Source organism: Rossellomorea sedimentorum (assembly GCF_046237645.1).
Classification (GTDB): domain Bacteria; phylum Bacillota; class Bacilli; order Bacillales; family Bacillaceae_B; genus Rossellomorea; species Rossellomorea sedimentorum.
On the sequence record NZ_CP143546.1, the window covers coordinates 2,723,514 to 2,738,600 of the forward strand.

15 protein-coding genes are annotated in these 15,087 nt (G+C 42.3%); all 15 read right to left on the bottom strand.

The window, feature by feature from the left end; all coding sequences use genetic code 11:
• Positions 1-175 precede the first annotated feature (175 nt).
• Positions 176-946: a c-type cytochrome gene (locus V1502_RS13520; RefSeq protein WP_409251169.1), complete on the bottom strand. Its 771-nt coding sequence runs from the start codon at positions 944-946 to the stop codon at positions 176-178.
• A 56-nt stretch (positions 947-1,002) separates the two neighbouring features.
• Positions 1,003-1,677 (bottom strand): menaquinol-cytochrome c reductase cytochrome b subunit, encoded by a 675-nt coding sequence (gene qcrB / locus V1502_RS13525; protein WP_409251170.1) that lies wholly within the window; start codon positions 1,675-1,677, stop codon positions 1,003-1,005.
• Positions 1,678-1,691: 14 nt separating this feature from the next.
• A complete protein-coding gene (locus V1502_RS13530; protein WP_409251171.1) occupies positions 1,692-2,201 on the bottom strand; it encodes a ubiquinol-cytochrome c reductase iron-sulfur subunit in 510 nt (169 codons plus the stop codon).
• Between the two features lie 147 nt (positions 2,202-2,348).
• A complete protein-coding gene (locus V1502_RS13535; protein ID WP_409251172.1) occupies positions 2,349-2,813 on the bottom strand; it encodes a YpiF family protein in 465 nt (154 codons plus the stop codon).
• Between the two features lie 309 nt (positions 2,814-3,122).
• On the bottom strand, positions 3,123-3,665 hold the full coding sequence (locus tag V1502_RS13540; protein WP_409251173.1) for a ReoY family proteolytic degradation factor: 543 nt from the start codon (positions 3,663-3,665) through the stop codon (positions 3,123-3,125).
• Between the two features lie 45 nt (positions 3,666-3,710).
• Positions 3,711-4,970, bottom strand: a complete 1,260-nt coding sequence (locus V1502_RS13545; protein WP_409251174.1) for a tetratricopeptide repeat protein — start codon at positions 4,968-4,970, stop codon at positions 3,711-3,713.
• Positions 4,971-5,038: 68 nt separating this feature from the next.
• A complete protein-coding gene (locus V1502_RS13550) occupies positions 5,039-5,935 on the bottom strand; it encodes a hypothetical protein (RefSeq protein ID WP_409251175.1) in 897 nt (298 codons plus the stop codon).
• Positions 5,936-6,775: 840 nt separating this feature from the next.
• Positions 6,776-8,071, bottom strand: a complete 1,296-nt coding sequence (gene aroA, locus V1502_RS13555) for a 3-phosphoshikimate 1-carboxyvinyltransferase (protein ID WP_409251176.1) — start codon at positions 8,069-8,071, stop codon at positions 6,776-6,778.
• 36 nt (positions 8,072-8,107) lie between these two features.
• Positions 8,108-9,205, bottom strand: coding sequence for a prephenate dehydrogenase (locus V1502_RS13560; protein WP_409251177.1), 1,098 nt, complete (start codon positions 9,203-9,205; stop codon positions 8,108-8,110).
• 48 nt (positions 9,206-9,253) lie between these two features.
• A complete protein-coding gene (gene hisC, locus V1502_RS13565; RefSeq protein WP_409251178.1) occupies positions 9,254-10,348 on the bottom strand; it encodes a histidinol-phosphate transaminase in 1,095 nt (364 codons plus the stop codon).
• Between the two features lie 140 nt (positions 10,349-10,488).
• Positions 10,489-10,851 carry a chorismate mutase gene (gene aroH / locus V1502_RS13570; RefSeq protein ID WP_409251179.1) on the bottom strand — a complete coding sequence of 121 codons (363 nt, stop codon included), beginning with the start codon at positions 10,849-10,851 and terminating at the stop codon, positions 10,489-10,491.
• Between the two features lie 3 nt (positions 10,852-10,854).
• Positions 10,855-11,946, bottom strand: coding sequence for a 3-dehydroquinate synthase (aroB, locus tag V1502_RS13575; RefSeq protein WP_409251180.1), 1,092 nt, complete (start codon positions 11,944-11,946; stop codon positions 10,855-10,857).
• 4 nt (positions 11,947-11,950) lie between these two features.
• Positions 11,951-13,123, bottom strand: a complete 1,173-nt coding sequence (aroC, locus tag V1502_RS13580) for a chorismate synthase (RefSeq protein ID WP_409251181.1) — start codon at positions 13,121-13,123, stop codon at positions 11,951-11,953.
• A gap of 225 nt (positions 13,124-13,348) precedes the next feature.
• A complete protein-coding gene (locus V1502_RS13585) occupies positions 13,349-14,122 on the bottom strand; it encodes a CheR family methyltransferase (protein WP_409251182.1) in 774 nt (257 codons plus the stop codon).
• A gap of 490 nt (positions 14,123-14,612) precedes the next feature.
• Positions 14,613-15,059 carry a nucleoside-diphosphate kinase gene (gene ndk, locus V1502_RS13590; RefSeq protein WP_006838266.1) on the bottom strand — a complete coding sequence of 149 codons (447 nt, stop codon included), beginning with the start codon at positions 15,057-15,059 and terminating at the stop codon, positions 14,613-14,615.
• Positions 15,060-15,087: the final 28 nt, after the last annotated feature.

Consider the following 15,087-nt stretch of genomic DNA (forward strand, 5'->3'; position numbering starts at 1 on the left):
ATGGATTTCTAAAGGGTATTGCTCGTCATCTCAGAAAAATAAAGTTTGCACTTCATAAGGAGCTTGAAAACTTAAAGCAGGGGCTGACCCAACTTTCTAGCTGTATATAAGCTAAAGGGTGATATATAAAACTCTAGCAACTAAAAAAGATCCAGCATCAGCCGGATCTTTTTTGTTAATTGCTTTGCAGTTCAGAAATGAATGTTGCAAGCTTTTCAAGTTCTTCATCAGTTCCTTTGAATAGACCGGCAGGCATTCCCGGCGGTTTACCGTTAACAGCGATCTCAGCAATTTCTTCTGTGCTTAACTCTAGGTTAGCGAGAGAAGGTGCGGCTGCGCCGCCTTGCAGTGTATCACCATGACAGTTGATACAGCCGTTCTCCTGATAAATTTGATACCCTTCAGCTTCCGTATCCACTTCCACTTCCGCAACGATTTGACCTTGTTTTTTAGCTGCTTCCCAATCATGGTATGCAACAGATTCCCAAGTCAGGAAAATCGTTCCTGCAAGCGCCAACAGCATGAATCCTGTAGCGAAAGGGCGCTTAACCGGACGGCGGTGAGGCCCACGGTCGATAAATGGAGCCAAAAGCAATGCTCCAAAAGCAAGTCCTGGAATAACAAACGCACCGATGACATTATATGGACCAGAAGCGTAAGTATACTTCAGCAATTGATAAAGAAATAAGAAATACCAGTCAGGCAATGGAATATATCCCGCATCCGTAGGATCGGCAATACGCTCTAACGGTGATGGGTGAGCTACCGTCAAAGAGAGATAACCGATTAAGAATACCGCTCCAACCAACCATTCTTTCAATAAGAAGTTTGGCCAAAAGGCTTCTGTTTTTCCAGGGAACTCGGAATAATCTTTCGGAATGTTAGGCTTACGTTCTGCAGGCACACGCGAGTCACCTACGAACTTCATCCCTTTTCCTCTATGCATAGTGTCCCCTCCTTTTTAATTAAGGTGAATCAATAAGCTTGTTTAAATCGAATTTCTTACAATGGGCCTGAAATCCCTTGTTTACGGATCATCAAGAAGTGAGCTCCCATTAATCCAAGCAACGCTGCAGGCAGGAAGAACACGTGTATAGCGAAGAAACGAGTAAGAGTCTGTGCCCCTACAATCGTTGGATCACCGGCAAGAAGTGTCTTAACCTGAGCCCCGATAAATGGCGTTGAAGCCGCAATCTCCAAACCAACCTTTGTCGCAAATAGCGCTTTCATATCCCATGGTAATAAATATCCTGTGAAGCCAAGACCAAGCATGACGAAGAAGATAAGTACTCCGACTACCCAGTTCAATTCACGAGGTTTCTTGTATGCTCCTTGGAAAAAGACACGTAACGTATGTAAGAACATCATTACTATAACTAGACTTGCTCCCCAGTGGTGCATACCGCGGACGATTTGTCCGAAAGCTACTTCATTTTGAAGATAATATACAGACTGCCAAGCGTTTTGGATATCCGGAACGTAATACATAGTAAGGAACATTCCAGAAAGAATTTGAATGACTGTCACGAAGAAAGTCAACCCGCCAAAGCAGTAGACGAATGCAGAGAAATGATGTGCAGGGTTAACATGCTCTGGTACTTCGTGGTCAGCAATATCGCGCCATAAAGGCGTAATGTCCAAACGCTCATCAACCCAATCATACATTTTGTTCAGCACGGATTACGCCTCCTTTACTTTACTAAATTATTTGGTTCTGGTTTTCCAAGGTATAAAATACCATCTTTAACTTTTGTTGGATATACATCCAATGGTCCAAGCGGCGGTGTGCCAGGAACGTTTTTCCCGTTTTTCTGGTAAAGACCGTTATGGCATGGACAGAAGAACATATTTTCATTGTTCTTGTCCCCATTCCAGTTAACTGTACAGCCTAAATGTTTACATACAGGAGAAAGCGCCACAATGCTGCCACCTTCTTCTTTGTAAACCCACGCTGTCTGAGTAACCTCAGATGTGTACCATGCATCCACTTGCTCATAGCTATAGTCTACACGTACAGGTTCAGTTGTAAGTTCATCAACCTTTTGTTTCGTTGCAACAAAGTCCCCTCCAGCTTCTGCCTTCAGTACAGGATCCACTGCGAAACGAACCATCGGCATCAACATTCCGGCAGCCATGAAACCGCCTACACCAGTTAGCGTATAATTAAGGAATTGACGTCTAGATACACGTTGTTTGCTCATCCTTATCCCCCCTCTATCGTAAGGTCAGTCCGACGGACATTTTTCGCACAAATATAAAACTAGGACATAATAATGATATATTAATCTCTCTATCAGGTCAATAACTCCGACCTCTAAAATGATGTCAACAATGTGACTTTTTCATGATCATGCGTCCACCTGCCATTTTTTCACGATTACATTCAATAGCTGCTTCACTTGATCTTCCATGATGGAATGTTTATATTTCTCTTCCAGAGTGTCCAGGGGGATTGAGGGAACCCACATCAGACTGCGTTCAAGCTCTTCATCACTGAAACGCCAGCCGCTGTCAGAAGTCAGGAAGAACACATACCGGAAACCCGATTCTTTTATTTCCGTCTTCCAATCAGCCAGCCTTTTCTCTGCCAATCCTTTTTCTTCTGATTTTAAATACGTAAAAGCAGGAAACAGCATTAGCCTTCCTTTAAACTGATGTTCCAGATGCATGGATAATAGAGAGATGAACTCCCCTTGTGCCGCGAATGTCTTCATTTCTTCATCCAGTCCAACCGGAAGAAGCGGAATGATCGCTGTATCAATATACTTTTTTTCTTTTAAATAGAGATCTACTTCTTTTCCATTCCAATTCAATATTCTACACCTCTTATTTGTGCTTCTTCCCAGTTATGATATCACTATCTGCGAATGGATGAAAGTTTGAGGATGGGGGTCCTGACTTAAAATATAATTCAGTAGTTTCAGTATTCTCATTACGGGTTTATGAGATTCAAGTGAGCTTCATTGTAAACAACCTTATAGGGACTTTGGAAGTCTTTTAGACTTAAAAAGATGCTCTGGCAAATAGTATTTTCACTGCACAATCCTGCAAGTGAAACTCATACACAAAATTAACGAAATAAAGAGCTGACAATCGATTTCGATCGTCAGCTCTTAAGGCCATCAGCCCGGCATATTTTTCAATTGCGAGGTAAGTCTTTTGAATGCTTCCTGATCGTTTCTATCAAGGGCATTATCAATGGCAGCAAGAAGCTTCTGCCTTTGGTAGGTTTCAATACTGCTTTTCAGGAACTGCTCAGCAACAATTCTGTCCTTTTCATTAATTAACAAATATTTTGGCATGAAAGGATTTTCTTCAAGTACTGCCGCATACTGATAAGAGGCATTCGACTTACTGAAGTTCAGTTGGATGTAGATATCCTCTTCCTTATTCAGTCTGATATCATGAAATGATTTTTCAGCATCTGTGGTCATAATATTTTCCTTATAAAATCTGAATGGCACTTCTTCTACACAATGTGTGGACATAATCAATCCTCTTGGGCAATACTGCGCTTCTTCGACGAAATGGACCTTTTTCATTAATTGATCATGACTCATCAGATAATTTAAGATCCATACACATTCACGTCTCTTCAGTTGATAACGATTCAAGAACCACCGGATGAAATCCTTTTTCTCGTTGACAGATACAGGGGTCTTCATTCTTTTCCCTCCTCTGCGTATTATTCCCCGCCTAAGGCTTTACAGCTACTCTTCCAATCTTTCGATGACCATCGCCCATTCTTCGTTTGATGGGTCTTTCTTAACGAGTTCAGTAAATACTTCGCGCGCCTCTCCATGTTTTCCTTCCTCGATTAGGAAATATCCATACTCTTGAAGAAATTCTGGATGTTCTTTAAAGAAAGTATATGCAAGACGGTATTGTTTTAATGCTTCTTTATAATTCTCTGTTTTCTCATAAGCGATTGCTGCATCCCAATGAAGCTGAGGATCTTCCTCTCCCTCACTCTCCATCAGTTTAATGATTTCGAGGATGTCCTCATACCTCTCCTGCTGGAGGAACAATTTATTCAGGGTCAATGCAGCTTCCATATACCCCTGGTCCAGCGCCAGTGATTCACGAATGAATTGTTCTGCTTCCTCCTCATCACCTAGTTTGAGGGAGATTTTACCGCCGTGAAACAGCAGTTCCTTGTTAAACTCATCATGTGTGATGCCTTCCTTCACTGTCTCCAGGCTCTTCTCAAGCTCTTCCTCGTGCTCATAGGCTTTGGATAGAAGCAGATAAACCGAGCTATAATCTGGATCCAATTCTTTTACAGACTCCAGTTTTTCTATTGCTCTCGCATAATATCCAGCCTGGTAAGCTGTAAAAGCATAGCCGAACAAGGTATTGATCTCCAGATGCTCATCAAGAGCCTTTTCATAATGTTCAAGGGCTTGTTCAAAGTCTCCTCCTGCACTGAGCGCTTCACCCATCCTCTGGTGCACATCGACTCCGCCGACATTTGTCTTTTCAGCCTTAAGAACGTTCTCATAGGAACGGATCGCTTCAAGGAACTTCCCTATTTCAAGATACAGTTCACCAAGTGCAAAATCGATGACCGGCTCATCGGCAAGGATTTTTTTCGCATGGAGCAGCTTCTGTTCACTTACTTCAAACAGGCCCTGCATTTGAAATAGATCAGCCTGTAATAATAAAGCCCTTGGATAATCCGGATCCGTTTGATCCATCTCGGAAAGGAGATCAAGAGCACCTTCCTCGTCATCCATTTCTACGAGGACTTCAGAGAGCATGACGATCAGCTCCCCTTCACCAGGGTATTTTGCCAAAAGCATTTCCAGCAACTCTTTGGTTTCCTCTAAAAATCCCAAATGATAAAGGTTTTCTGCCAGAGAAAACTTTTCCTCATCAGTACCTAAGCTCTTCACCCGCTTGAAATGTTTTCCAGCCTTGTCCAAATCTCCGTTTTCCAGTGATATAAGCATCTCTTCTGCATAGTTCATATTCAAAAATTCCTTTCTTCTATAACTACTTTATAGAAGGGTATATCAGAATTTATATCAATTGATCATCATGTTAAATAGCCGGGAACTTTCACAATTAATTCTTCTCCTATTCCCGGCTGAAAAAAACACTTGCCATTAGACATAAGTACTTTACCCTTATTTACTGTTAGAAGTAACATATGATTATCATAAAGAAATGATTGGCAATCATCAACTATTTCAGAGGCTGGGCTTTGATATAGGTTATAACTAATTTCTCCGCCGACCCGGAAATTCCCTTTTAGCGGGTAAATGCCAATTTTCTTCAAAAAATGCAATGGTAGCGGCTTTTTTTGCGGTAACGGAGAGTCAATATGCGGAATCCTTTCTTTTTTTAGAATTTCCTGCCAGGCTTTAACTAATTTTGCCCCGCCCTTTTTGTCGATTTCTGAAGGAATAACAGGACAAAAAACCAGCGGAAATCCAAATAAAGATTGTTTTATCCATCCCCAAGCTATCTCATCAAGCTCTTCAACTGAAGCAAATTCTATAAACACCGCAGGGACTTTGCTTCTTTTTAAAAGCCTCATAAGCTCTGGAGATATTAGCTTGGGTCTGCATTTCAAAACAAGGCAATAATCTATCGGACTGCTAAGCAGCGAAGTCCTCTTCCGGCTAAGGTTCTCTTCAAATTGAGATAAATAATCTGCTGAAAATGACGTAATAAGAGTCGTGCATCCCCGCTTGATAAATTCCGCGGTAAAATAGGACTTGAAATGAGTAAATTCAAGGAAATCGGGAAGTTCGAGATCTGCCATCACATGGACAGGCGACATTATAAACGGGGAAATGTTCATTCGTGGAAACCTATAACGCTTATAGTTGGAATCAATGGACCGTATTTCGTTATCCTCGACCAGCATGGATATATTCCGTCTCCTGTCATAGTCAATACAGGGAACATTTTCAATAATATAAGCCATTATCTACTCTCCCTTCTCTCTTAAGACAAGCTATGAAAAAGAAGGCAGACTCATGACAAAAATTAATATAAGTAGGAGGTATTATTATCGGCACTATGTTTTCATACTGGGTTCCCGCATGCCAATTTGGCGTGACTTTCCCCATGAAAAGTGTCTTCAGAAGAGCTCTCAAGGTAATTTCTCGTGCTTTTTCACTTGAAAAGTGTCTTCAGTAGAGCTCTCAAGGCAATTTTGCTTCCTTTTCCCCATGAAAAGTGTCTTCAGAAAAGCTCTCAAGGCAGTTTCGCTTCCTTTTCCCCATGAAAAGTGTCTTCAGAAGAGCTCTCAAGGCAATTTTCTTTGCTTTTTCACTTGAAATGTGTTTTCAGAAGGGCTCTCAAGGCAATTTCGCATGCTTTTTCACTTGAAAAGTGTCTTCAGCAAAACTCTCAAGGCAATTTCTCGTGCTTTTTCACTTGAAAAGTGTCTTCAGTAGAGCTCTCAAGGCAATTTTGCTTCCTTTTCCCCATGAAAAGTGTCTTCAGAAAAGCTCTCAAGGCAGTTTCGCTTCCTTTTCCCCATGAAAAGTGTCTTCAGAAGAGCTCTCAAGGCAATTTTCTTTGCTTTTTCACTTGAAATGTGTTTTCAAAAGGGCTCTCAAGGCAATTTCGCATGCTTTTTCACTTGAAAAGTGTCTTCAGCAAAACTCTCAAGGCAATTTCTCGTGCTTTTTCACTTGAAATGTGTTTTCAGAAGAGCTCTCAAGGCAATACCTCGTGCTTTTCCCCTTGAAAAGTGTCTTCAGTAAAAAAAGGTATTTCCATTCACTAAACAGAATGGAAATACCTTTTATAATACTCTTTATTTTTGCGCTAGTGAAGCCAGGTCAGAATAAAAAGTAGGATAAGAAATATTGACAGCCTCGGCATTTCGTAATTCTACTTCTTCATTGCAGAGAAGAGCAGCGATGGCAAGCGTCATGCCTATCCTGTGGTCACCGAGTGAATCGACGGTTCCTCCCCGGAGAGATGTTTTCCCGTTAATAATCATACCATCTTCTGTACTTTCAATATCAGCTCCAAGGACCTTCAATTGGGATACAACCGCATCTATTCGGTTGGTTTCCTTCACTTTCAGTTCTTCTGCATCTTTGATAACCGTACGCCCTTCAGCCTGTGTAGCGAGCAGCGCAATGATAGGAATCTCATCAATTAGTGTAGGGATGATTTCTCCGCCAATTTCGATTCCTCGTAGAGTCGACGTTTCTACGGTTACAGTGCCGCTCGGCTCAAAATCATGGCGATCTTCCATTTCAACGCTGATGGTGGCGCCCATCTCTTCCAATACTTTAATGATGCCGGTCCTGGTAGGGTTAACCCCAAGTCCAGGGAGAACCAATTTACTGTTGGGGACAATCGCAGCGGCAGCCAGGAAAAATGCGCCGGATGAGATATCTCCAGGGACCTGCACTTCCGTTCCCTGAAACTTCTGGCCTCCCCTTACTTTGATTACTCCGTTCTCACTCGATATTTCTCCGCCGAACTTCCCAATCATCGTTTCCGTGTGATTTCGTGTCGGCACGGGTTCCGTGATGGTAGATATACCTTCTGCCTGTAAGGCTGCGAAAATCATAGCAGACTTAACTTGCGCACTGGCCACAGGGAGATCGTAGTCGACAGCAGAAAGTGCTCCACCTCTTATGGACAATGGTGTATATTGACCATTATCTCTGCCGTCAATGTCAGCACCGAACAGTCTTAGAGGTCCGGTTACCCTCTTCATAGGTCTTTTGGCAATCGACTCATCGCCGACTACGACTGAATGGAAAGGTCTTCCCGACAAGATTCCCGACATTAAACGGGCTGTTGTACCAGAGTTTCCTACATCCAGGATGCTTTCAGGTTCTTTAAGGCCATCCCATCCTTTTCCATGAACAACGACCCTGCTGCCTTCTTCCTTTATTTCCACACCCATTTTCCTGAAGCAGGCCATGGTGCTCAAGCAATCATCTGCCCTCAAGAAATTATGTATTTCAGTAGTACCATCGGCCACAGCACCAAACATGATCGAGCGGTGTGAAATCGACTTGTCTCCAGGTACTTTTAATTGCCCTCTGAGACCTTTACTCCCTGTAGCTAACGTTTTTGCAGCGTTCATAGCAACCACCTTCTAACGACATTTTCTATTTTTCAATTAAAATATTTCATACCGTGTTTTTTTGCGTAAAACTGTTTTTCCTTTTTCAAGATCTCCATTACTTTGAAAACTTATGACCAGCCTGCCGACAGCATCTTCTCTCATTTCTAAAACCCGTAAATTTGTAATACTGATATCGCTTTGTGCAAGGACGCTTGTAATTTCGGCAATGACACCAGGATGATCAGGGATGTCTATGTACAAATCATAAAAGGCTGGTATAGCGCCTTTACTTTTTACCGGGAGACCGTCCCTGAAAGCCTTGGCTTCAGAAAAAAACCGGTACGTTTCCTCATAATCCTGACTTTCTATCATCTCCAGTAATTTACGTGTATGTTCGTTCCATTCTTTCAAAAGCTTTATTAGGACATCGTTGTTCTGCAAAGTAATATCGCTCCACATTTGCGGATCAGCTGAGGCAATACGGGTCGTATCTTTAAACCCCCCGGCAGCAAGCCTTGAGATATAGGGAAAATCCTCCTGGGCACTCTTTGCTGTATGAACTAGAGATGAGGCGATCAAATGAGGAAAATGGCTGACAACGCCTGTCAGTTCATCATGTTCCCGGGCATTAAGTTCGAGAAATTTCGCCCGTGTGCCCTGCAGCCAGGATTGAAGTTCATCCAATCTCCGGCTGGAGGTATTTTCAGCCGGTGTCAAAATATAATAAGCATTCTCAAACAGAAGATCTTTTGCTGCTTTAACGCCGCTTTTGTGCGAACCAGCCATTGGGTGTCCGCCAATAAAAGCAAATCCTTTATCAGTAAGAAGTCTTGCCCTTTTCATGATAGGACCCTTCACACTGCCGGCATCCGTAATCAGAACATCTTTTTTCAAATCCAATTTGTGTAAGGTTTCAATTAATCTTGTGATTTGAATGACGGGCACTGCTAAAATGATTACGTCCGCTTCCTCTGCCCCCTGTTCGAAGGAGCCTGCTTCTTCATCGATGATCCCAAGCTCCTTCGCAAGGTTCAATTCCTTAGGGTTCCTGTCATATCCGACTATCTTTGCTTCCGGATGTCCTTTTTTGATACTGATACATAGAGAGCCCCCGATTAATCCTAAACCGGCAACCAGAACTGTTCCTTTCACCAGGATTCACCTTCTTCCAGTTTGTATTCACCAGCAAGCTCACTGAGATTAATTGTTTGTATCCAGAAAACTTCTGATTGCTTCTATTAAGCCTTTATTTTGTTCTGCAGTTCCGATGGTGATCCTTACTGCGGTTGGATAGCCTAGCGCTTTGCCTGACCGTACGATATACCCCTGGCTGAGAAGGTATTGAAACACTTCATCACCGTCAATACCAAAATCAATGACAATGAAATTTGCCTGTGACGGGAAAAATTTCAGACCTTTCTCTTTGCAAAAACTATAATACATCTCCAAGCCCTTTCGATTTTCAACTCGGCACTTGTTAATGAATTCCTGATCAGTCAATGCTGCAGCAGCAGCTCCCTGAGCAACAATGTTATTATTGAAAGGTTCACGCAATGGCTCCAGTTTGGAGATAATTTCCTCATTCGCTATTCCATACCCGACACGCAATCCTGCAAGACCATAGGCCTTCGAGAATGTTCTTGTTACCAAGAGACGTGGATATTTCTGAACCAGTTCGACGGAATCATAATAATCGGCTGCAGTTACATATTCAAAATAGGCTTCATCCAGGACAGTCAGAACATGAGAAGGGATTCGATCGAGGAAATCTGTCAATTCCTCCTCTTTAATATACTCCCCACTTGGATTATTGGGACTGCATAGCCATACAACCGATGTATTTTCGTTAATGGCTTCCAGCATCTTTTCCAAGTCATGCCTGCCATTTTCATCTACTTCAACTTCTCTTACTTCTGCACCTTCAATTACAGCATTATGTTTATATTGAGGAAATGTCGGGCTTGGCATTACAGTATTCGTTCCACGCTGCAGCAGCCCCCTAGCAATAATCTGGATCACCTCATCCGATCCATTTCCTAAAATGATCTGCTTTTCTGATACACCCAGGTGGTCAGAAAGTGAACTTCTGAGTTTTTTTGCATAACCATCAGGGTAAATAGAATAGGTTAAATCCGCTTTCCTCAAATATTCCTTCACCCGTGAGGAAAAACCGAAGGGATTCTCATTTGAAGATAACTTCACAATAGATTCCAATCCATAAATTTTCTTGACATCATCTATCGTTTTTCCAGGTTGATATGCTTTTAAATTGTCAATTTCCTTTTTCCAGTTCACCTTAGCTCACCCTTTTTCCTTCAATTCTCTAATACGTTATCACGTTAAAGCGTTACATTATCCATACTAACATATTCACCTTATTAATATCTATAACAAGATGGCTGCATCAGTGAATAATCAGCTGAATTTGTTATCCGTTATGATAATAAATCCGGTCTTAAAGCATGAGCTTTGCGCAAGTATACATGTACTATGTCATCCTGATTTTTGTCTGTGTTCCAATGGATCATTATCCTAATACATTTCTTCAGGCTTTCCTTTACCTCCATCTCCTGCATGGAAAGAACGGGCACATACTTCCATTCCACCAGCTTTCTAAGGGCTTTTGCGGGAAATTCACTGTGAATATCTTCAGTCGCTGATATAAAGACGGATGCGACTTCCACTGGCTCGATCCCATTTTGACTGATCATTTCCAGCAACAACTTTTCGGTGGAACTAATGATATCCTGTTCACTATCCGAAGAAATTGTTATGGCACCACGCACTCCTCTTATCATTACTCACTCTCCTCCGACCGACAGGATAAACTCATGAGCTTCCCTTAGATCCTCTTGAACGATCTCCTTTAGAACAGGACTCCCGATTGCATTCAACAGGACAAACTTAGGGATTTTATTTGAAGCTTTTTTATCTCTCGTCATGACAGCGTATATCTCCTCAAATGAATACTTACCAGGAAACGACAGGGGATACCCTAGGTTTTTGGCCCAGGTAATGAACTCCGTAAGATCAAATTGAAGACCTTCATGCTTTTTGCTTAAAAATAGTGCATAAATCATTCCCGTCATAACAGCTTCCCCGTGAGAGATTCCCTTGTAACCTTCCAAATTCTCAAGGGCATGACCATATGTATGACCAAAATTCAAGAATGCCCTTTCGCCGTTTTCCTTTTCATCTTTGGAAACAATCTCAGCTTTAATGTTTATTCCCTGTTTTAAACAGATTGTCAAAAAATTTGAATCCATAGCAGAGAAAGACTTTATTTTGGTGATCAGGTGTCTGTAAAACTGCCCATCCGAAATCAGCGCGTGCTTAATGACCTCAGCCATGCCCGATCTGACTTCCTTGGCTGGCAGACTCTTAAGGAATGAGGTGTCATAAATCACGGCTTCCGGGTGATAGAATTGTCCGATGAGATTCTTCCCGAGCTTGTGATTCACTGCCACTTTTCCTCCAACAGAACTATCATGAGCAAGAATCGTCGTTGGCATGCCTATAAACCTTATCCCTCTCATATAGGTAGCAGCGACAAATCCCGCCAAGTCGCCGCATGCTCCGCCGCCGAAAGCAAGGATACAAGATTTGCGGTCCAGCCCCTTTTCTATGGCAAAAGTCATGCAGTCATCATAAACTTTCAGGGACTTTGCTTCCTCTCCCGGCGGAATCACAAAAAAGGAAGATTCCATGGCATCCGGCAAAAAATCCCGGAGCGCCTCCCCATGCAGCTCATACACAGTCCTGTCTGCAATGACCATTACATGGGTAACCCTTTCTTTCTGCTCTGTCAGCAACTCCGTAAGCTTATCGAGGATATTGCCGCCTATGTATACTGGATAATTTTTTGATTCAGTCTTTATGTGCAGAATATCCACTTTCTTAGTACTCCTTTGATTGCCGCACGTACTCGGCTATAGAGTTCTTAAGGTTTTCAAATTGGTCACTGTTAAATTGTTCTGTAAGGGCATTCGCAAGCTCCCATGCTACTACTGCTTCTGCCACCACACTTGCTGCAGGCACAGCACAGCTGTCCGAGCGTTCAATGCTTGCTGAGAATTCTTCCTTGCTTTCAATATCAACACTTTTCAGTGGCTTGTATAGCGTAGGAATCGGCTTCATAACTCCTTTGACAATAATAGGCATCCCAGTGGTCATTCCACCTTCGAAACCACCCAGACGGTTCGTTTTACGGTAATACCCCTGCTCCTCATTCCATGCAATCTCATCATGGACTTCACTTCCGGGTTTTCTGGCCATTTCAAAACCAAGGCCGAACTCTACACCTTTAAAGGCATTTATACTCATGATCGCCATTGCGATTTTCGCATCCAGCTTACGGTCATAATGAACATAGCTTCCAACGCCTGGAGGCATCCCTTCTACAACCACTTCGACAACTCCGCCTATCGAGTCTCCAGCCTTCTTGGCTGCATCAATAGCCTCCATCATCTTCTGAGCGGCAGCATCATCCAGGCAGCGTACCGGAGAGTTCTCCGTTTTCTCGATCAACTCATCAATATTTTCATACTCAACATCGGCAGCTGCAATGCCGCCAATCTCTCTTACATATCCGGCAACTTTAATGCCAAGCAGATTCAGAAGCTTTTTAGCTACAGCACCAGCGGCAACCCTGACGGTTGTTTCCCTGGCAGAAGACCTTTCAAGGACGTTTCTCAAGTCTCGATGACCATACTTCATGCCGCCGTTTAAATCAGCATGTCCCGGCCTCGGCCTCGTAATCTTTCGTTTGACCTCTTCTTCTTCCTCTGAAGATATCGGTTCAATCCCCATGATTTTAGTCCAATGCGTCCAGTCCTTATTTTCAACAATCAATGCCAAAGGAGAACCCAATGTTTTTCCATGCCGTACGCCCCCGGTTATATTTACCTGGTCTTTCTCAATTTGCATTCTTCTGCCTCGTCCATACCCTTTCTGCCTTCTTGCAAGCTCGTGGTTGATATCTTCAGCGCTAAGGGGCATACCCGCAGGCACCCCCTCCACGATAGCTGTTAGTTGTGGGCCATGTGATTCTCCAGCTGTTAAGTATCTCATTATGTTTTCTCCTTCCAAGGGTAAATAATTTTGTATCAATATAACACATTCCCGAGAAGACTACATAGAATATTTGCTCTTTTCTAGAAATAAATAAAATAAAAAAGCTCAAGCGTTCCGCGGAGTCGCACGCCTGGAGAGGAAATCAAAAATTAATAAATTGGTGTAAATTTAAATAATAAAGCCAGATTCAAAAAAACATCGGGAAATCCCCCGATGTTAACATTACATCTTCCTATAAAAAAACGTGTCCTCTGTTTCCAACCCATATTTGGCCGGATTGAATATCTGCTCTGTACTACCGACAAATAACACTCCACCGGGACGAAGCGCCGAACTGAAATTGTGATAAATTTCTTCTTTTGCTTCTTCAGTAAAATATATCATGACATTCCTGCAGACAATCAGATCATGATTAGATTCATATCGATCAGCAAGCAAGTTATGCTTTTTGAAGCTGACCCTGTTTTTGACTTCTGGAGAAACAGAGTAGAAATCACCATTTTTTGAAAAATATCTCTGTTGGATATGGGCCGGCACTTCATTCAAAGCCCGTTCCGGATAAACCCCTATCTTAGCTTTTGCAATCGCATTTTCATCGATATCTGTTGCTTTAATGGAGATTTGGGAAAGCGGCAGATAATTGGAAAGGACCATGGCGATAGTGTAAGGCTCTTCACCAGTTGAACAAGCTGCGCTCCAAATCTTCAGTCTATCATTCTGAGCAAGCAGCCTTGGTAAGATTTTATCTTGCAGAACAGCCCAACGCTTTTCATTCCGGTAAAATTCCGTTACATTAATTGTCATCCTGTCGAGGAATTCGTTCAATAACTGCGTGTCTTTTTCGAGAGCTGTAAAGAAAACCTTGAAATTGGGGTAACCCTTTTTTTCATAAAGAGACGTTAATCTCCTTTTCATTTGTGCTTCCTTATAAAAGGACAGGTTGATTCCCGTTTTTCGATATATATCTCTAGTAAAATGCCCGTAATCATAATCCATAATTCATACACTCCAACATTCGAAAATACCTTACCTAACTAGTATATCGGAAAAAACAGTGAAAAGCTGAATTCTATGAAAGATATTTATTTCCTGGTTGCTATATATCGTTTTTGTTACCTCTCTTTGAATGGCTGTTTTCTAAAAGATTGTGGCTTTATTGACTAATTCTTCTTGCTGTTTTTACGAAAGGTTGATTGGAGCATAAGGTGTCCGGTCTCCAGCGGGCCTAGCGGAACGACTAGTTTCAGCACCCAGCCCCTGGGGATCAAAAGCTGAAGAGAAATAGTTGAACCCTGGGGGCTGAATTACCTTCCATCCGGAACGTAACCTCCTGTGCTGAAGGAACCTATGCGTGGATAATAGAAGATGAAGTTTATAATTTTCAAGAAAACAAAAAAGCCTGAATCATGGTTGGCGAACCATGATTCAGGCTTTTATCTATTTTGTTCTCTCAAAAAAGAGAATCTCTATTAGATTTTTTAGCGGATTAGTAGATCCACTCATTCATAAGTTTGGAATATTCAACCAATTCTTCATCTTTAAAGAAGAGTCCGATTTCTCTTTCAGCACTTTCAGCAGAGTCAGAACCGTGGATGACGTTCTTTCCTACAGTGATACCGAAGTCGCCACGAATTGTTCCTGGAGCAGCATCCTTTGGATTTGTAGCACCCATCATTTGACGCGCTGTAGCAATGACATTCTCGCCTTGCCATACCATCGCAAATACAGGACCGGAAGTGATAAAGTCCACAAGTTCACCGAAGAATGGGCGCTCTTTATGCTCGCCGTAATGCTCTTCAGCCAATTCTTTAGAAATGCTCATCAACTTTGCACCAGCAAGCTGGAAACCTTTCTTTTCAAAACGAGAAACAAATTCAGCAATTAAACCGCGTTGTACGCCGTCAGGCTTTACCATTAAAAAAGTCTTTTCCATTTTTCCCACTCCTAGATATGTATGTATG